This is a genomic window from Bacillus sp. 491mf (assembly GCF_900112415.1).
Taxonomy (GTDB): Bacteria; Bacillota; Bacilli; order Bacillales; family Bacillaceae_G; genus Bacillus_A.
This window is the reverse complement of the sequence record NZ_FOLV01000002.1, coordinates 25875-44986: the sequence shown is the minus strand read 5'-3', so window position 1 is coordinate 44986 and position 19112 is coordinate 25875. Positions and strand designations below refer to the sequence as shown.

19 protein-coding genes are annotated in these 19112 nt (G+C 32.9%); 1 reads left to right on the top strand and 18 read right to left on the bottom strand.

Features of this window, described 5'->3' with window-relative positions:
- Position 1 precedes the first annotated feature (1 nt).
- The 15 genes from BM211_RS02975 to BM211_RS02905 all read right to left on the bottom strand — a co-directional run bounded on the left by BM211_RS02975 (position 2) and on the right by BM211_RS02905 (position 13125).
- Entirely contained in the window at positions 2-673 is a 672-nt protein-coding gene (locus BM211_RS02975) for a response regulator transcription factor (protein ID WP_035435494.1), read from the bottom strand.
- The gene (locus BM211_RS02970; RefSeq protein ID WP_035435495.1) at positions 670-1641 is read right to left on the bottom strand and encodes a YncE family protein; all 972 of its coding nucleotides are present in this window, start codon (positions 1639-1641) and stop codon (positions 670-672) included. Before BM211_RS02970 ends, BM211_RS02975 begins: the two co-directional genes overlap by 4 nt.
- 541 nt (positions 1642-2182) lie before the next feature.
- Positions 2183-2770: a GTP cyclohydrolase I FolE gene (gene folE / locus BM211_RS02965; RefSeq protein WP_035435497.1), complete on the bottom strand. Its 588-nt coding sequence runs from the start codon at positions 2768-2770 to the stop codon at positions 2183-2185.
- Between the two features lie 43 nt (positions 2771-2813).
- Complete coding sequence (gene queE, locus BM211_RS02960) at positions 2814-3530, bottom strand: 7-carboxy-7-deazaguanine synthase QueE (RefSeq protein WP_035435499.1); 717 nt, start codon at positions 3528-3530, stop codon at positions 2814-2816.
- Positions 3523-4014, bottom strand: coding sequence for a 6-carboxytetrahydropterin synthase QueD (gene queD / locus BM211_RS02955; protein WP_035435500.1), 492 nt, complete (start codon positions 4012-4014; stop codon positions 3523-3525). The genes queE and queD overlap by 8 nt, the downstream gene beginning before the upstream one ends.
- Entirely contained in the window at positions 4014-4679 is a 666-nt protein-coding gene (gene queC, locus BM211_RS02950) for a 7-cyano-7-deazaguanine synthase QueC (RefSeq protein WP_035435503.1), read from the bottom strand. Before queC ends, queD begins: the two co-directional genes overlap by 1 nt.
- A 12-nt stretch (positions 4680-4691) precedes the next feature.
- The gene (locus BM211_RS02945) at positions 4692-5480 is read right to left on the bottom strand and encodes an ABC transporter permease (protein ID WP_090995057.1); all 789 of its coding nucleotides are present in this window, start codon (positions 5478-5480) and stop codon (positions 4692-4694) included.
- 2 nt (positions 5481-5482) lie between these two features.
- A complete protein-coding gene (locus BM211_RS02940; RefSeq protein ID WP_035435507.1) occupies positions 5483-6274 on the bottom strand; it encodes an ABC transporter permease in 792 nt (263 codons plus the stop codon).
- Complete coding sequence (locus BM211_RS02935; RefSeq protein ID WP_035435509.1) at positions 6271-7269, bottom strand: ABC transporter ATP-binding protein; 999 nt, start codon at positions 7267-7269, stop codon at positions 6271-6273. The genes BM211_RS02940 and BM211_RS02935 overlap by 4 nt, the downstream gene beginning before the upstream one ends.
- Before the next feature lie 17 nt (positions 7270-7286).
- The gene (locus tag BM211_RS02930; protein WP_035435511.1) at positions 7287-7943 is read right to left on the bottom strand and encodes a PIG-L deacetylase family protein; all 657 of its coding nucleotides are present in this window, start codon (positions 7941-7943) and stop codon (positions 7287-7289) included.
- A gap of 130 nt (positions 7944-8073) precedes the next feature.
- Complete coding sequence (locus BM211_RS02925; RefSeq protein WP_090995054.1) at positions 8074-8874, bottom strand: class I SAM-dependent methyltransferase; 801 nt, start codon at positions 8872-8874, stop codon at positions 8074-8076.
- An 11-nt stretch (positions 8875-8885) separates the two neighbouring features.
- On the bottom strand, positions 8886-9665 hold the full coding sequence (locus tag BM211_RS02920; protein WP_090995053.1) for a glycosyltransferase family 2 protein: 780 nt from the start codon (positions 9663-9665) through the stop codon (positions 8886-8888).
- Positions 9631-10389 carry a DUF5591 domain-containing protein gene (locus BM211_RS02915; protein ID WP_035435518.1) on the bottom strand — a complete coding sequence of 253 codons (759 nt, stop codon included), beginning with the start codon at positions 10387-10389 and terminating at the stop codon, positions 9631-9633. The genes BM211_RS02920 and BM211_RS02915 overlap by 35 nt, the downstream gene beginning before the upstream one ends.
- Before the next feature lie 13 nt (positions 10390-10402).
- Complete coding sequence (locus BM211_RS02910; protein WP_090995050.1) at positions 10403-12070, bottom strand: carbamoyltransferase family protein; 1668 nt, start codon at positions 12068-12070, stop codon at positions 10403-10405.
- A 20-nt stretch (positions 12071-12090) separates the two neighbouring features.
- The gene (locus BM211_RS02905; protein WP_090995048.1) at positions 12091-13125 is read right to left on the bottom strand and encodes a bis-aminopropyl spermidine synthase family protein; all 1035 of its coding nucleotides are present in this window, start codon (positions 13123-13125) and stop codon (positions 12091-12093) included.
- 1014 nt (positions 13126-14139) lie between these two features.
- On the opposite strand from BM211_RS02905, the gene BM211_RS02900 reads away from it, so the two are divergent.
- Positions 14140-15060 (top strand): CAP domain-containing protein, encoded by a 921-nt coding sequence (locus tag BM211_RS02900; RefSeq protein ID WP_035435525.1) that lies wholly within the window; start codon positions 14140-14142, stop codon positions 15058-15060.
- A gap of 304 nt (positions 15061-15364) precedes the next feature.
- On the opposite strand, the gene BM211_RS02890 is transcribed toward BM211_RS02900, so the two are convergent.
- From BM211_RS02890 to BM211_RS02880, 3 genes are all read right to left on the bottom strand, one after another.
- Positions 15365-16282 carry an RluA family pseudouridine synthase gene (locus BM211_RS02890; protein ID WP_035435530.1) on the bottom strand — a complete coding sequence of 306 codons (918 nt, stop codon included), beginning with the start codon at positions 16280-16282 and terminating at the stop codon, positions 15365-15367.
- 94 nt (positions 16283-16376) lie between these two features.
- Complete coding sequence (locus BM211_RS02885; RefSeq protein ID WP_035435533.1) at positions 16377-16787, bottom strand: hypothetical protein; 411 nt, start codon at positions 16785-16787, stop codon at positions 16377-16379.
- A gap of 108 nt (positions 16788-16895) precedes the next feature.
- Positions 16896-19091, bottom strand: coding sequence for an MMPL family transporter (locus tag BM211_RS02880; RefSeq protein ID WP_035435650.1), 2196 nt, complete (start codon positions 19089-19091; stop codon positions 16896-16898).
- Between the last annotated feature and the right edge of the window lie 21 nt (positions 19092-19112).

Below are 19112 nucleotides of genomic sequence, written 5' to 3'. Positions count from 1 at the left end.
TTCACACCTCAAATTTATAGCCTACACCCCAAACCGTTTGAATACAATTCCCATGTTCTCCAAACTTTAAGCGCATTGTTTTCACATGCGTATCAACTGTTCGAGTGCTGCCGGCGTAATCATATCCCCAAACTTTTTCAAGCAACTGCTCCCGGCTAAATACTTGACCGTTATGTTGACAAAGAAAATAAAGTAAATCAAATTCCTTCACAGTTAATGAAATACCTTCCCCATCTATTTCAACACGACGACTTTTCTCATTAATAACAACTGGTCCAAATTCTATTTCCTCTTGTTCTTCATATTTCATATATCTCCTTAATACTGCTTCCATACGTGCAATCAATTCTCCTGGACTAAATGGTTTCACAATATAATCATCTGCCCCTGTACGCAATCCATTTACGCGATTCCACTCTTCTCCTTTTGCTGTCAAAAAGATAATCGGAATATCGGATGTCTTTCGAATTTCTTTACAAACCGTAATCCCATCCATTTCTGGCATCATAATATCCAAAATAACAAAATCAAACTTTTCTATTTCAAGCATGTAAAGCGCCTGTTTTCCGTTTTCAGCTTCTTTCCACTCATAACCAAAGTTGTCCAAATACATACCGACAAGTTGTCTCATATCACTTTCATCATCAACAAGTAATACTTTGCATTTACTCATTTTTTCTCCCCTACTCTTTGCGTAAATTGAAATGGTCCTTTACCAACTGAAATCGTCTGTTTTATTTTCATTTCATGTAAATCTAACACATACACTTCATCACTATCATAACTCGCAACATACCCTTCACTACCAATTTGCCAAAATGCAAATGGATTCGATCCTACTTCAAGTGAAGCTACTTCTTTATACGTTTTCCCATCAAATTTTCTCAGCGTGTTAGATCCGTGACTCAGTACATAAATATATTGTTGATCTGTAGACAGATTAATTGGCATAAATGGCGCATGCAACGATTGAAGCATCTGTCCATCTTGTACAGAATACTCGAGCACTTTTTCATTTACTTGTTTTCCGTCACCATGGCCGCCAATAAATATTTCCTTCCCATCTCCGCTAAGAAAAGCACCTGTTGAAGCTGGTGGAATCATAAAAGAGTTCACAACTTTCTTTTGTTTCACATCAATACTAGACAATTTCGTATCATAAAAATTAAGAACATATAACATGTCATGACGCTGCACCATCGTCAGCGGTCCCTTCCCAACCGAAATGCTCTCCGTTTCTTTTCCATTGGTTGTGAACACACGAATTTTTTGCTCATTTTGATCAGCTGCGAACAATTCTTTTCCATCTTCAGATAATAAAATATTGGCTATTCCTTTTCCTGTATTCCATTTTTCAAGCTGCTTTCCATCTTTCAAAGAATATACATATACATACTCAAGCTGTTTTCCATACACAAGTAAGCGATTCTTGTCTGGTAACAACGTTGTTCCCGTAATTGTTTCATTTAAATGCCACGTTGTAATTGTTTTTTTCGTATTAGTATTAATAAAACTAATACTTCCTTCTTTTATATTTGTTGTTATTAGAAGAGGGGTCTTCGGATCAATCGATTGATAGCCCCCTTCCTTACACCCTGTAAGTAAAAATACAATACAAAGTGAAATCAGCCACCTTTTCAAAAGATTACCTCCATTATGGACAGTTTTGTTATACTTGTAAAATAGCAAATAATTGTGAGGAAAGTGTGAAATTATTTTTCTTTCTATATTATAAATGTAAATTGAAAAACGGACCTAAAAAACAAGCTTTTTTAGGTAGGGCGAGAGCGACTGGTCATGTTTCGTTTCGCAGCTTCCTTCTACTGTTATATCGACCGTTTTGGAGAATATATCATAAGTGAATATATCCAGCTGTAATACGTTGTTCTAACAAGCTTTTCAAAAAATGAAGAAGTAAGATGTTTATGTAATTTTTCAGCAAATAATTGTAGTTCACTTTGAATCGAAAAATCAAAAAAAACGTCATCTTTTCTAAATAAGATAAGTAATTAGAAAAGATAACGTTTTTTTTATTTTGGGGTAGTAAAATTTCTTAAATTGATGGGTATGTAGCGGTACCCCAAGTATAAAAAATACCCTCCTTTCCTACAACCCACAGAAAGAATAACGTCTTTTTTTCATTTCAAGAGAATTTCTTTTTTAGCATAATAACGATGTAATTCTATCCCTCTATCAAATTTAAAGTTTCACTTCGAAGTGTACTATTATCTTTAAATATTCCTTTATATGACGAAGTTATAGTCATTGAACCAGGTTTTTTCACACCTCTCATTGTCATACACATATGCTCAGCTTCAATTACAACAATTACTCCTTTTGGCTCTAAAATTTCAAAAATTACATTTGCTAATTCATTGGTTATTCTTTCCTGCAACTGTGGCCTTTTGCATATGGTTTCTAAAGCTCTAGCTAATTTGCTTAACCCAGTCACTTTTCCATTATTAGGAATATAACCTATGTGAGCCCTTCCAAAAAAAGGTACCAAATGATGTTCACACATAGAATAGAACGGAATATCTTTAACTAATACCAATTCTTCATGATTTTCATTAAATATTTTTAACAAATGTTCAGAAGGGTTTTGACCTAAGCCTTGAAAAACTTCCTTATACATTTTTGCTACTCGCTTTGGGGTTTCCAAAATACCTTCCCTATTAATATCTTCTCCAATTGCTTCAAGAATCATTTTTACTGCTACTTCAATTTTGTCAGTATCTATTTCTACACTTTGGATTGTTTTTAAGCTCATATATTATTTCCACCTTATTAATTTATTCATAAAATGCTCTTATTTATACGCCTCGCTTATTTCCCCATACTAAGGCATGAAGTTGAGGTAATACTTTCGCATCATTCATTTCTTTACACTGTACAGCTTTTTCAATCAACCGTTCATATTTCTGTAATAAGTTTTTAATAAGCGCTGCATCATCCACCGTTTTCGTATCCTCGTTCCCAACTTGTAAGAAAAATGGTACTTGCGGATATCGCTTGTGCACCTTTACTGCATATTCAAAATCATAATCTTCAAATACGACTACTTTTAAACTAAAATCTTTTCTTTCTAATTTATGAATAATAGAATCTAGCATCGTAAAATCTGTTTTCATCTTCGAACTTGGTGGTTTAGGCGAAATTGTCACTTCATCAATTTGAAGTAACCATTCTTGCCACTTACTCCCTTGCGTCTCAATCGCTGTACGAATTCCATTCTCTTTTAATACAGTAAGAAGAAACTGAATATTTTTCAGCAAAACGGGATTCCCACCTGAAATTGTAACGTGAGAAAAATTTTCCCCACCAATTTCAACAAGTTCATTCCAAATTTCTTCTGGCGCCATTTGTCTAATTTGTTCTTTTGTTGAGCCATCCCATGTAAAGGCTGAATCGCACCAAGAACAGCTATAGTCACAACCTGCTGTGCGAATGAACACCGTTTTTTGCCCGATAACCATTCCTTCTCCTTGAATGGTTGGACCAAATATCTCCAAAACAGGAATCTTACTCATCGAGTATCCACTCCCGTCTTACTTCTGCATAACTCGTTGGTGTTTCAAAGAGACGTACGAATTCGACACGAGCCCCTTTATATTCTTCTACTCGATTCCCCTTTGTTAATGCTTCCGCCATCATTTCATAAATCCAGACGACCATATTTTCCGCAGTCGTATTCATCACTGGTAATGTTTCATTTAAATAGCGATGATCCAAATAAATCTCTATTTCGTTTTTCCAAATTTCTTTTATATCTCCAAAGTCAATTGCAAGTCCAATGTCATTTACATATCCACTAATACCAAATACAACTTTGTATGTATGACCATGTAAATTTTTACATTTCCCTTCATAACAGTGCAAATGGTGTGCTGCATCAAATGTAAATTCCTTGCTGACCATTACTCTTTTATTATGGTATTTTAATTGCTCACGCTGAATATCCTTGTCCATTTTTTGCAAATTTTCTACAATGCGAAATCCGAAAAAGTTTTCCATTATCCATTCCCTCCTTCGCGTTCTTGTAGATACGTATCTAAACCTGCTTTACGAAGTTGGCACGCTGGACATTCACCGCAACCATTACCAATGATTCCGTTATAACATGTTAAAGTTTTTTCTCTAACAAACTCGAATGCTCCAAGTTCATCTGCTATTTTCCATGTCTCTGCTTTATCAATCCACATAAGTGGTGTATGAATGACAAACGGATAATCCATTGATAAATTTAATGTAACGTTTAACGATTTCACAAACACATCACGGCAATCTGGATAACCACTAAAATCAGTTTCACATACACCTGTTACGATATGGTGTGCTCCAACTTGTTTTGCTAATACAGCAGCAAATGATAAGAATAGTAAATTTCGCCCATCTACAAATGTCGATGGTAATTCACCTTCTTCGTGTGTAATCTCCATATCTGTTCTTGTTAACGCATTTGGAGCTAGCTGATTTAGTAGGCTCATATCTAGCACTGTATGTTTAATGCCAAGCTCGTTCGCAATTTCCGCTGCACAATCAATTTCTAACTTATGACGTTGATTGTAGTTAAATGTTACAGCTTCCACCACTGCAAACTGTTGCATTGCCCAAAATAAACATGTTGTGCTATCTTGCCCACCACTAAAAATAACTATTGCTTTATCATTAGAGTACATTTTATTCTCCCCTTAACTACTTGCACTGTTATAATATCTTAAGGCAAACTTCCAAAAATAAATTGAAATAATAAAAAATCCAATAGAATAACCCATTAACACGAATACATCGTTTAGTTCTAATCGACCAATTAAAGCATAAGTTGGAATATTACTAACAATAACAATAGGAAAAACAAATAAAAAAACAAATCGACTTATTCCTTTATATAAGGAAGATGGGTATCTGAGTAATGTCATAGTACCAAGAAATAACTCATGCATACCTTCAACTTTGGTTAACCATATAGATAAAGTCATTAAAATATACCAAAGAGAGTACGAGAGTAAAATCCCTAAAAATAATAGACCAAAGAAAGAAAGCCCATTTACAATACTAACACTCTCTCCCTTTTGTAATAATGCATAACTAATTAACAGTACGGCTGGTAAACAGTTCCCTAAATTCCCTAAATCAAGCTTTCTTAATGAAACTAGAAACTGACTATTAATAGGCTTAAACAATATATGATCTAAACTTCCTTGGTTAACTAAACTCGGTATATACGGTAGATTATTGATAAAAAGAGTAAACATCAAAGATTTTATTAACTCACTTGTTCCAATTAACAAATAAATATCATTTGTATTCCAATCATTAATATTACCAAAACTAGCAAATATACTATTAAAAAATATTAATGTAACAATGAACCAAACAACGCTATCTAATATATTTAAAAAAAAGTTAACTCTATACATCATAATATTACTTAAATTAATTTTAAGAATTGCTTTTAACATTTTTAAATATCTAATCATATTTATGCACCAACAGATTCATATTTATTTAACCCCTTCTTCCAAAGTACTCTAATTAGAAGATAGAAAACTAAAGACCATACCACTTGTAAAATTAATCCATTCAAAATTTCAGTGCCACTTAATTTCCCTAAATATACATTTACCGGAAAATGAATCAAGTATGAAAAAGGTAAAAATTGAGTTATTGTATTTAACGGAGCTGGTAAAAATTCAAGCGGAATAAGCGATCCAGATAATAATTCTAATACTATATCTATAGTAAAGAAAAATGATGATATCTCTACAAAGTAAAATGAGAAGAGTGATGTCAAATAATAAATCATATAATATAGTATTAATGCTCCTACTATTGAAAGAATGAATAGGAAAGTATATTTTAAGGTAGGTAAAAGGAAATAATCCCTATTCAGGAATATTATCGGTATTATCGGTATTACTGACATCAGCACCTGAATAATTTTGTTACCTAAATTATGACTAAACCAGTATCCAAAATATGAAAATGGTTTTGTAAGATATTTTGATAGTTCACCAGATTGTATTTCCTCATTTATCGACCAGTGCATTTCAGGAATTAGTAAGAGTTCAATTAACTTAGCAATTATTACATAAGTAATCATCATTTCAAGAGTATAGCCTTGAATATTGTTTTGTGTTTCAAAGAGAGAATGCCACAATAGTATTAAAGCCACAAGCGGTATTAAACCAAAAATCATATATAATACAACATTCATGCGATACTGAAAAACCGCTTGAAATGAAAGCATCATTGGTTTTAAATACTTCTTCATACTGTTATTTTCACTCCAGTCGATTCCATTGAATAAATATCTTCAATGAGGTCTTGTGATGACATTTCAGTCAAATTGTAGTCAATAACATTGAATTCTTTTAATATGCTAGATATGGTCTCGTTCACTAACTTATCTTGAACCTTTATTGTTACACTAAATTTATCCGACTCTTTAACTTCTCCATATTTCTTAAGATCTTGAGAATTTATTTCATTCTCAAAGCTAAGATATATATATTTATAACTCTTAATTTCTTCTTTTATTTTTTTGAAATTGTTATTAAAAACAACTTCTCCATTCTTCAATATTATTAATTCTTCACATAACTCATATATATCTGGGAAATAATGGCTAGTTATTACAACTGTTGTATTTCTTTCTTTGCAATAATTCTTGAGAAAATTTCTAATATTCTTTTGAGCAAGAAAATCCAATCCAATAGTCGGTTCATCTAAAAATAATATCTTAGGTGAGTGTAAGATTGAAGCAATTAACTCACATTTCATTCTCTCTCCTAACGATAGATTCCTTACTGGCGATTTAAGAATTTCTGATACCCCAAGATTTTCAACTAATTCATCTACATTCTTTCTAAACTCTGTATCAGACAGCTCATATATTTCTTTATGTAATAAAAATGTTTCGTAAGGGGAAAGATCCCACCATAGCTGATTTTTTTGGCCTAAAACAACGCCAATTGACTTTAAAAAATCTTTCTTCTTATCATGGGGGTTAAATCCATTTACCAAAATTCTCCCGGAAGTTGGTTTAATTAACCCAACCATTGCTTTCATTAAGGTAGACTTACCAGCACCATTCGCGCCAATAAGCCCTATTATTTTACCTTCTTTTATTTTAAATGACACATCACTTAAAGCCGTAACCTTGACCTTTTCTCTTTTAAATAAACTCTTGAAAGAGTTTATCAATCCTTCTTCAATTTTTACTCTTTCAAAAGTTTTTGATACATCTTCAATTTCAATGATATCCATCTTCTCTCTCCTTCTTACTACTTACTTACCACTCTAAAAACTTCTGCAAATTGCACCCCTGCCTGCATACCCCTATAAGAATTTAACCCCAAAACTCCATCAACCAAATTTAATGTTTTAAGTTGTGATTCGTATTTTTTAATTGATGCTTTTTTCAGTTCAATAAACCTGGTAATATCTTTTACAACCTGATAGTGTTTCATGGGGGTCCATACTTCATACTGTAAACACAAAGGAGCACAATCTTCTTTTAAGAACCCTGATTGACACAGGAATATTGCTTCTGATACAACTTCATTTACTATTCGATGATCCCTATCACTTTCCATATCATGGGGGAAATAAATAAAATTAGGCTTATATACAGAGATTTCGTGAATAATTTCTTCCACAAAATCTAAAGAATACACAAGTGATCTGTCTGGTTTCTTTAAAAATTTAACATTTTCTTTTTCTATCCCTAATGTATTACAAGCTTTTATACACTCGTTCTCTCTATTTGAAACAATTTCATTTAAATCCCCTACACCTCCAGATAAATCTCCTTTTGTAATTATTATTACTTTTATATGTTCACCCTTACTAATAGCTTGAGCAATTGTTCCACCACAACCAATGACTTCATCGTCATGGTGTGGCGCTATAACTAAATGTTTTTTTACTACATCCTTCATTCAGCATCACCTTTATTGAACAGGTAAATCATTTACCTATTAGTTTAATTAAAAATTATTTACTCTGGAGTCCCTATACGAACTGGATACATTTTATTTCCACTAGAAAAATATACTTTTTTAAAAGCGTCTATTCGCACTTTATATCATTAAAATTCTCCCCTTGCTTCCTACATTCATACACCATAAATTCACTATTCCTCCCAAAAGGATTTTTATTGTAATCACCATAAAAATTTTTTATATTGAATCCTTCTATTTCTAAGAGATACTGCATTTCGGATGGTAAAGTATATTTTGCAAGAAATCTAAACTTTTTTTCACTTAAGAAATTATCTGCTATGTCATAAACCTCAAAATAACAAGTGGTTTCTATTATTTGCTTATAATGATCTGCTTTTACGACATCCCATGATTTAACTTTATAATTTTTAAAATTCTCCCCTTTAATGGGACTATTTCCTCCATCACTCACTCTCTTAGAATAAGGAAGAATAGTTGGAGGTGTAATAATATCGAAAACAAAAATCCCGCCTTCTTTTAATAGTAATTTAATATTTCTAAGAGCTAATTTTTGTTGTGACGATGTAAGTAAATATTCAAATACACCACCAGACATAAATATAAAATCAAATTTTCTTTCAGACTTAAAATCTGTAGCAGAAGAAACCTTAAATTCTATTTTATCCTTAATATTTGGTATCTCATCTAACTTCTTACTAGCTTTTTCAATCATTCCTGCTGATATATCAACACTAGTTACATTAGCGCCTTTTTCAGCGAGAATAAAAGATAATCTACCAGTACCGCACCCCAAATCTAAAACTTCATCATTTGGTTTTACCAAACCACTGTAAAAATCAAAAATACCATCAGGTTCTGGGATGATAATGTCGTATAATTCAGAAATTTCATCATATTGTTGCTGCATTGTTTTCCTCCTTAATGTATTTCTTTTTCATATCCCCTATAAAAGGCAATCTGCCAAAATATGAGATAGAAAGCAGTTAAATAACCGTATTTTTTTTTGATATACTTATAGGAGTTAATAATCGACCTCAATTTATTTTTAGGTTCATAATAACCATTTTTTTGTTGTAAAACCCCACGTGCATGACCTACCCCATAATTAAATGAACTTTTCAAATCTTGCTTAATGCTTAACTCTGGATGAATAATTCTTGCATTATCATCATATAAAATCTTAAGACTTGCAGATTTAACTCTAATATCAAAATCATAATCCTCTGTCCAAGATAATTTCTCATCAAAATAATATCCATTTACCTTCGCTAAGATTCCTTTATTAAATGCCAATGGAGGTGAATATGCATTTTTTTTGCAAGTATGTATATGTCTTGCACGTGCAATGATTTTTCCAATTTTGCTGTTAAATGAAAACATCACCCTTCCTTTAGCCAAAGATCCTGCATCTAATAATTTATATAATTTATTGATGGTACCTGGCATAAAAACACAATCTGAATCCATAATTAACACGTTATCTTTACTAGAAATTTCAATTCCATAATTATAAGCTTTCGCTAAATTAGGTGTAGATAATTCCCCAATTACTGCATCGCTAGAATAGGCGATTTTTTTTACTTCTTCTGTTGCACCATTTAAGACAACGACAACCTCTACATTTTCATCAATACTTTTTAAACACTTTTCCAATCTTATATCGTTATAAGCTGGTATTACAATTGTTAGATTCAACATATCTACTCACCTTATTTAAACAATTATCCATACTACTCAAAACTTCATCTAAACAATAAAATTCTCCTGAATCCTTTAACTCGACTAATTTACCTTTATTATTTCTATATGTTTCTATATCTGGGGTTAAAAGAAAAGCAATTCCCAGATCCTCACAAATATCTTTAATTGCAGGAGCCATTGAATATTTTTTTACCGGTACACCATATTGTACTACTACATCGTATGAATTTGATTCTAGGTATCTCCTAATTCTTTGTATCAATACATCCCTATATTCTTTCATCAATTCTTCGTAAATTACTGGATCCTCAATATCTTCCATCCAATCGTATGCACAAAAAGTAGGGTTCATTTGGTATTCATATGGTATAACTCCCGCATTTGATAGAATAATTGGATGAACCATAGGGTATTTATTTGTAACTTGTCTAATTTTTTTACCAATATATGAAAAGTCATATGGTTTAGCCCAAGTACAAACTTGTAAAAAAGCAATTCTTTTCCCCTGAGGCTTTTCGTAATAATCCCCACAAAAATATTCCTGCCATGTATTGAACTCTTCATGATGAATATACTTTGAGCAAGCTCCTCGTTTAAAAATTGGTTCCTCTTTTATTAAATCTAATAGTATATATTCTGGATAGTTAGGATAACTTTTTTTATTAAGTAACAAATCCTCTATCATTCCATCTTTTAGATTAGAATAATTTCTATTTCTCAAAATCTCTCCTCCTTTATTTAAGAATCAAAAATGAACCTAATAAAAGGGCATCCAACCCTGATCCATAAAATGACCTAATAGCATCACTTGGGTTACATATAATTGGTTCTTTTCCTACATTAAATGATGTATTCATAACTGCAGGAATTCCTGTTTTCTGGTAAAAGTTATAGATTGTTTCATAATAATCAGAATTCATATCCCTCGTAACTACTTGAGCCCTTGTTGATCCATCAACATGAACTATTGCTGGAACTAAATGATGTACCTCTTTTTTAACAGTAGAATTTAGCAGCATATAGGGGTTATTTATTTTTTCTTCTAATACTACAGAAGCGTTTTCATCTATGATGCTAGGAGCCAATGGTCTCCATTGCTCTCTTTTCTTAATAGTATTTACTTTATTTAACATATCCCTCCTCTGAGGGTTGGCTATTATACTTCTATTTCCTAAAGCCCTAGGACCGAATTCCATCTTTCCAGAAAATCTTCCTATTATCTTATTTTGAATTAATAACTCGGAGCATTTATCATATTTATTAGAGCCTAATTCTATATATGATAGATTATATTTTTTTAATATATTCAAGATACCGGAATCAGGAAATTCCGGACCGGAATATACATGATCTTCAGTGAACTTAGGTGTTATACCATTTTCGGCAAGAAACCATGAAGCTGCTCCAATACTTACCCCACTATCTGAAGCACCTGGTTGAATGTACAAACTATCCACTTCTGGTAAATCAGCTATAATTCTATTCGCTATACAATTTAATGCTACTCCTCCCGAAAGACACAAATTATCTATTCCAGTTAGATTAATAGCTTTTTTTACAAGCTTAACAATTGCTCTTTCCAAGGCTGCCTGACCTGAGGCTGCGATATTTTTATATTCCATTACTGATGAATTCATTAATAGTATTGAATCTATTGGATTATATTCATATTCAATATAATTAGGAGCAATCTTTGTTATACCATTAATAACTTTTATCCAATCTTTTAATACCGAAAAATATTTATCGTTCATACTAACTGTATTTTCATTTGGTTTCAAAGGATTTTCCAGTATATCAGGAAATTCAAATATTTCTTCTCCATATGAAGATAGGCCCATTAACTTCCCTTCATTATTCCTACCTAAACCTGAAAATACAGTTAATGCTTCATAAAAAATACCTAAAGAATGTTCCAACGGGTATTTTTCTAGTACTTCTATTATATTACCTTTTCCTTTTGCTATCGTTATTGACTCTTCTTCTCCACTTCCATCAATAACTATTATGGTAGCTTCATTGAATCCCGAACTAAAAAACGCACCAGAAGCATGTGCCAAATGATGAGAACACATATGAATTTGAGGATCTTTATCTCTCTTAAAAATTCCCTTCGGAAAAACCTTTTCAAGACAATCTTCTTTGTTAAGCTTCTTTGAATACTTCTCAAAATATAATTGCTCTACATCCCAACCCATAACAATATGATCTACTTCATTTGGAGTAATTTCAGCTTCCTTTAAACAATAAGCTATTGAATTATATGGAATTTTATCTAATGCTTTTTTTTGACGAATAAATCTTTCTTCTTCAGCTGCAGCTATTAATTTACCATTATAAAATAAACACGCACTTGCATCATGAATATCAAAGTCCCACCCATTGACTCCTAAAACATACATTATTTTACCTCGCAGTTAGTTTATATTTTTCTTCTAATCTCATAATATTCTTGCGGAAAAAGGGTTGGTTTATCTATTAATCGGACAAAAACTAACATATCTGTTTGAATATACAAATTATGATATGTATCTTTAGAAAAACCAATGTCATCTAAGTCCTTTTTTATTGATTCTTCATCAATGTAAGGCTCTTCATCCACTTTATAAGAACTTAAATCGTGAATAATTTCTTTTAAATAAAAACCTAAAGATGTCAAGAAATTTTGCAAATAAACCGCCCTATTACCTAATCTTTTAACACTTATATTTAAAAAAATTAAATCACCCTTTTGACCTTTTAATAATTCATTAGCTCTATTTAACCACAAGTCTAACCCTCTACCATCATCTATAGGGTCACAATGTATTGCATCATACTTATTCCTTAAATCTTCCATAACTTCATTTCTAACATCAAAATTATAAAACTCAATATCATCGTTTGTGGATTTAAAATATTCAATCAATTCTTCATCAATATCTCCTACACCTATTTCTCTGTTTTTATATTGTTTAAGGGCTAAACTTGTATAATCATCATCTCCACAAAAAAAGATATTTTTATTAGACGATAACTCTTGATTTATTATTTCAGCTCTCCTCAACGAACTATCCCAAGTAGCTTTAAATTGAGCATATTTTTTTTTGTTTATTTTATTCTCATATCCTGTATTACGAAGAGGGGGTAGTTCATATAAAATACTACTTGTTAACTCTTGTGAAAACCTTATATTATTTTCTATAATTTCAACTAAATTTCTTTCTTTTAATACTTTTAATAATCTTAATGCCAAACTTAAAGTCCCAGTTATTTTGACTAGATCATCTAAAGTATCTACAGTATTAATGGACTTCCAAATTATAAATTCGAATTGTTTTTCACTAATTTCATACCATTTTTTCCAAAAATTCAAAAGTACCCCTCTGTTTTTTAATTTTGGTACTTTATCTAACTCTTCTTCATAGTCTAATTCAATAAATCTTTCATATAATAAAATAATCTTATTTTCTTTCATTCTGTATACCCTACCTTAAAAAAAGTTACATATACAGTTAAACTGCATATGTAACCTCCTTATTTTAAAACTCAACCTAATGTCTTGCCTGCACGAATTAGTAAATCCTCTTCATCTAATTCAAGATCTTCAAGCTCTAACATTTCTTCATGAATATGTTCCTTTTCCATTTCACATTCCCCCCTTATATAGATAAGTGTGTAATTCAAATATGTGCAACAGAGCTGCATCACCAATATTATCATAAGAATAGAATTTTCTGACTAATAAAAAAATTCTATTTATGGATAAAATTTATTCAGAAAATTAAGTAAAATTTTTCCTAATAAAACAGTACCAAGAATAATTATGGATATTTCCATTATTACAATTCATATATTAAGATTTTCAAAAAGCCTAGCATAGAGCCCTTTTTTAGAAATTTTTGTCGATTTTTTATTTATAAATTTTTCGAAAAATATTTTTTTTTGGGGATTATTGGGGGATTTTATACTAGCAAATAACAGTGAATTATCATCAGAATTCTTAAGTTAATGGGCATGGGATCAGCTCCCTCTTACTATGAAAAACGGGCGTACCTTTCTCTATTAAAGGTACGCCCGTCTTTTTTATAGTCTACAACATTAAGAATATGTTACTGTATAATAAAAAAGAACGACAAATAGATTACAATTATGTAAAAAACAAACCATAATATTCCTCATTTATTCTCTATAAATGCTGGCGTTATCCTCTTTTGCTTTCTCTTCTCCGGAAATTATATCCAATTACCCTTTTATTTCTCCTCAGAAAAAAGCACGGTCTATTCCTTATATCATCTAGTATTTTGGCGTTTGTTCTCCCTCTAAAATCTAGGATAAAAAAGGAAATCTTATAACCTATGAATTTTTTTCCAACTTTTTTTCATTACATTCTGTGCTACGATGATTTTGTCAGTCAGACAGGCCGACAAAAATAAATTCTATGTAATAACAGTTTCATAACTTTATACATACGTAGGGGGACAATTTAACAATGAAAAAACGTACTTTACTATCTGTAGCAGCCGCAACTGCTCTTACATTTGGACTAGGAACAGCTGGTGCGAAAGCAGAAACAATGCAACCATCAACAATGAAGGTTCAAAATATTCAGCAATATCCATCATTTATGCAATATATGAATCAAGAAGACTTTCAATCTTTCATAACATCTCTTTTAAATTCAAATCCAACATGGAATGCGGGTGCTTTCCAACAAAGTAACTGTGGACTTTCTGGACAACCAACTTACACAACAATTACAACTCCTTGGGGCAATTTTATAATTGTCAACCCAGTTAACAATAATCAAACAGCGCAGCCAGAAGAAAAACCAGCTGACAACAACCAAGCAGCTAAACCAGAAGAAAAGCCAGCTGATAACAACCAAGCAACGAAACCTGTTAATAAGCCTGCTAACAAACCGGCTGACAACAATCAAGCAGCTAAACCTGCTGAGAAACCAGCTAACAAACCGGCTGACAACAACCAAACAACGAAACCAGCTGATAAGCCTGCTGAAGAGTCAAAAGGTTCATTAAGCGCATTTGAACAAAAGGTTGTTGATTTAACAAATGCTGAACGTGCAAAACAAGGTTTACCAGCATTAAAAGTAGATGCCCAGTTAAGCAAAGTAGCACGTGTTAAATCAGAAGACATGCAAAAAAATCATTACTTCGATCACACTAGCCCAACATACGGTTCTCCGTTTGATATGATGAAACAATTTGGTATTTCATATAGATCTGCTGGTGAAAATATCGCACAAGGACAACGTAGTCCTGAAGAAGTTGTACAAGCTTGGATGAATAGTGCCGGTCACCGTGCAAATATTTTAAATAATGGATACACACATATCGGTGTTGGTTACGTAGAAAGCGGAAACTACTGGACACAAGAATTTATTTCGAAGTAAGACTTTAATCAATGGGGGGCTCCCCCATTGATTATTTTAATTGAAAAGCGGACATGAAAAACCCTTTTTTAGATGGACAAGAGCATCTGGCTGTGCATAGTAGCGGTCAGGGCTTTTTTCTATTCCATTTTGGGATGATCCAGCTCAGTAAATCGACTACTTTTATGTCGAATGTCGTTGAGGAGTCTTTAAATCATGTCGAATCGCCGATATATTGTGAAAAGCGCCGATATATCGCAAAGAACGGTCGATAACGAAAAAAGCTGACTTTAAAAGGCACATTAGTGCCTTTTAAAGTCAGCTTCTATTTATTCATATAAGAATGTAAAACCCGAGAAAAATCATGAGGAAGAGGGATATCTGCTTCAATTTGCTGTTTTGTAATGGGATGCATCATTGTAATATGAGCGGCATGTAATGCTTGACGCGAAAGCAACTTTGTCTTACCGCCATATAAGACATCGCCAATGAGCGGATGACCGAGATAGCTCATATGAACGCGTATTTGATGGGTTCTTCCCGTTTCTAATTGAACTTTAACAAGTGTTATGTTATTTTCTTTCGAGTATTGCATGACCTCATAATGTGTTACAGCATGGTCACCTTTTGGAGAAACACGGCGCCTTGATGCATGGTGACGATCTCGTCCAATTGGAGCGTCTATTGTGCCTCGCTTCTTTTGTACTTTCCCTTCAACAAGTGCCATATATGTCCTCTTAATTTTACGCTCTGTTAATAATCGGTCCATAATTACACCGGCTAAAGCATGCTTTGCAAAGACGACTCCACCTGTTGTGTCCTTATCTAATCGGTGAATGTGGCGCACCTTCGTTTCAATTCCTTGCATTTGCAGGTGAAATGCTACATAGTTTGCTAATGTGCCTGTCCCGCCTTTATTTGCAGGATGTGTGTCTACTTGAATTGGTTTATTCATGATTAAGACATGATCATCTTCATATATAACATCTATATCATAAAACTCTGGTTCTACATCATACTCTTCTTGTATAAACATATGAACTTGCAATTTATCTTCTTCTTGCAGTTGTTCACTCCACCGTTTTCCTTCTCCATTCACAAGAATACTTTTTTCCATACGATATTTGTGTAATAATTTTTTCGGAACTTGCCACTCTTCTTTCAAAATAGAGTCTATCGTTCGCCTTGTCCATTCAGAAGGAACTGTAATTTCACACCATTCTCCCATTTTCTTTACTTTCATATTATCACCTTATTTCTAGTCATCTTCTTATTGTAACGGAAAATTGCTTCTTATGCATAATGAAAGACAGTCCGCAATTGAACTGCCTCTCCTATTACGCACGAAGCTTTTTTATTTCCTGCAACATTTCATCCGCTTTTCTTTCATATGATAAATCTTGAAAAAATTCAGCTAACCGCTTGTAGTCATTGTAAGCATCTAATAATTGGTCAATCGTTTTATGATTATTTTTTTTCAGCGGTGTTTTTAGTTTAACAGGATAACGGTATTCTCCCATATCACGAATTTTATAATACTCTTCTTCTACTTGAATCACTTTCATAAGCTCAACTTCTTCTGCATCGAGTGTATATCCATCGAACTCGCGCAGTAATTCATAAATAATATGTGGCTCTTTTGAATAAAAACCTTTTTCTAACCGATAGCCGACAATGCGATACATATGCCCATCATTTTCTGCAAATTGTACAGTATCATTCAATTTAAATTTAAAATAACGAAACATTGCCTTCCCCCCACTCTTATATGTAATCTCCTTATCTCATACTATTCGCTAAAAGGGGGGCAAGCTATTCATATAAGTAGCTCTCACCTACTCGATGAGAGCCACTTATTAATGCATATTTTTCTGTTTCTTTTTGCGAAATGGAAGCCACCAGTTCCACTCGCCAAACATTTTCATTAAACTTGGTACAAGGATTAATCGAATAATGGTTGCATCAAGGAATATGGCTAGCGCAACGCCAAGCCCCATCTGTTTCACTGGCAAAATATCAGTAAAAGCAAATGCACCCGTAACAACAATCATAATTAACGCAGCTGACGTAATAATCCGGCTTGTTGACACTAATCCTTCTAACGTTGCATAATCGTTATCTCTCGTCTCTTCGTATAATTCATGAATACGCGAAATAAGAAATACTTCGTAGTCCATACTTAATCCGAATACTAATCCAAAGATAAAAATCGGTAATACAAATAATACAGAGCTTTGTTCTAATCCAAAATGGCCTCCTTCAAAAAGCCAAATGACAATGCCTATTGTTGCACTTAAACTAAGTACATTCATCACGATTGCCTTAATTGGAATCAACAGCGAACGAAAAGCTAGTAATAATATCAAAAATGTTGACGCAAAAATAACAGACATCCCCACAACAACTTTGTCTTTAATTTCATCTTCTAATTCTTGCTGGAAAGTTGTCATTCCGCCTAAATAATAGGTTACACCTTCTGTTTTATAGTTTTCTTTAAAATCTCTTACCCATTGCTTCGCTTTCTCTGTTCTTGGCAATGCATCTAAAACAATTCCAATCGTTGTTTTATTCCCTTTCACATACGCCTCTAATGCCGGCTCTATTTGGGCACGGTTTGGCGATTGCAGCGTTGCTGTCAATTGTTCTGCCGACATATTTCCAAGTTGTTCATATAAATTTTTCACTTCATATACATCTTTATCATTCTTTAGCTTCTGCACAACTTTTTGCAACGTTTGTAAATTCTCTTTTTCTGTTACATTTCCTTTTGTCTCAAGGACAAGCGTCACATCTGCATGAGTTTTCACCGTTTTATTAAATGCATCTTCATAACGTTCAAAGGCAATACGTGCCTCGCTTTTCTCAGGTAATGCTTCTACACCAGGAAACTGTAAATCCGCACCGCGAAGCGGCAATAAACAAACGATAATGAATGTAAATACAGCAATCGTCATCACAATTGGATATTTCATTACGAACTGTGCAAATTTACGCCACATCGGTGCTGTGCGCTTAACATTTTGGTTCTTTCCTAATATACGTTTTCCCATTAAAGCTAACAACGCTGGAAGCATCGTCAGTGAAAATAAAATACTCATGATTACGACAATCATCCCGCTAATTGCGACAGCTTGAATATAATCAATTTTGAAAAAGAACAAACCGGACAAACCGACAAATACACATAAACCTGAAAAAATAATGGCGCGTCCTGCCGTTTGATAGGTAACCATAATCGCTTCTTTAACAGAGCGATGTGCAAGCTCTTCTCGGAAACGATTCACAAATAAAAGAGCAAAATCAATAGATAAAGCAAGCCCAATCATCGGCGCGACGTTCAGTACAAAAATAGAAAGTTCCTTTTGTTCTCCGATAAAATATAAAATCCCCATCGTACTAATAACACTTAGCGCTCCATTTAAAATAGGCAAAATCGATGCAAACAAGCTACCAAAAGAAAGTAATAGCACCAAAAACGCAATTGGCAACCCAATCATTTCGGCTACTTTTAAATCATTTTGTGTTCTCGTATTAATTTCATCATTAATAATCGGATATCCAGTTGGAGATATTTTGATCTCTCCGTTACTTTCTTTTTGAATATCCTTTGCAAATGCTAATGTTTTTTCCTGCCGCTCTTTACTTGTTTTCCCGGAAAATAAAATGGAAGCATAAGCAATATCTTCCTTCATCATTGTTTTATTTTCGATCGGCTCATGAAAAGACTCATAAGTTTCTTCGCTTTTAATTTTTTTTACGACCTTATCAATTCTCTCAATAAACTTTTGCTGAGATACGCCTTTCTCCTTTTGAAAGACGAGTAACAATGCATCTTGCGACTGTTTAAAATCTTTGTCTAATATCTTTTTCGCCTTTTGATAATCTCCCTGTGTTTGAAACCCATCTCCACCTAATACACTAGGAAGCTTCGGTGCAAATATGCCAAGTAGCGCAGCTAGCAATATTAATAGCGCAATCGTTGTATATCGAAACCGATATAACAAAGCGCCGATCTTCCCCCACATATCTACTTTATGTACAGTTGTTTTCACAGAGCTCACCTACTCCTCTTC

Coding starts and splice junctions, on each gene's coding strand:
- queC (WP_035435503.1), bottom strand. CDS start 4,679: ATGTACTCTAATGATAAAGCAATAGTTATTTTTAGTGGTGGGCAAGAT.
- BM211_RS02890 (WP_035435530.1), bottom strand. CDS start 16,282: ATGAAAGTAAAGAAAATGGGAGAATGGTGTGAAATTACAGTTCCTTCT.
- BM211_RS02975 (WP_035435494.1), bottom strand. CDS start 673: ATGAGTAAATGCAAAGTATTACTTGTTGATGATGAAAGTGATATGAGA.
- BM211_RS02925 (WP_090995054.1), bottom strand. CDS start 8,874: ATGCAGCAACAATATGATGAAATTTCTGAATTATACGACATTATCATC.
- BM211_RS02920 (WP_090995053.1), bottom strand. CDS start 9,665: ATGTTGAATCTAACAATTGTAATACCAGCTTATAACGATATAAGATTG.
- queD (WP_035435500.1), bottom strand. CDS start 4,014: ATGGAAAACTTTTTCGGATTTCGCATTGTAGAAAATTTGCAAAAAATG.
- BM211_RS02940 (WP_035435507.1), bottom strand. CDS start 6,274: ATGAAGAAGTATTTAAAACCAATGATGCTTTCATTTCAAGCGGTTTTT.
- BM211_RS02905 (WP_090995048.1), bottom strand. CDS start 13,125: ATGAAAGAAAATAAGATTATTTTATTATATGAAAGATTTATTGAATTA.
- BM211_RS02900 (WP_035435525.1), top strand. CDS start 14,140: ATGAAAAAACGTACTTTACTATCTGTAGCAGCCGCAACTGCTCTTACA.
- queE (WP_035435499.1), bottom strand. CDS start 3,530: ATGAGTAAGATTCCTGTTTTGGAGATATTTGGTCCAACCATTCAAGGA.
- folE (WP_035435497.1), bottom strand. CDS start 2,770: ATGAGCTTAAAAACAATCCAAAGTGTAGAAATAGATACTGACAAAATT.
- BM211_RS02945 (WP_090995057.1), bottom strand. CDS start 5,480: ATGATTAGATATTTAAAAATGTTAAAAGCAATTCTTAAAATTAATTTA.
- BM211_RS02935 (WP_035435509.1), bottom strand. CDS start 7,269: ATGGATATCATTGAAATTGAAGATGTATCAAAAACTTTTGAAAGAGTA.
- BM211_RS02885 (WP_035435533.1), bottom strand. CDS start 16,787: ATGTTTCGTTATTTTAAATTTAAATTGAATGATACTGTACAATTTGCA.
- BM211_RS02930 (WP_035435511.1), bottom strand. CDS start 7,943: ATGAAGGATGTAGTAAAAAAACATTTAGTTATAGCGCCACACCATGAC.
- BM211_RS02910 (WP_090995050.1), bottom strand. CDS start 12,070: ATGTATGTTTTAGGAGTCAATGGGTGGGACTTTGATATTCATGATGCA.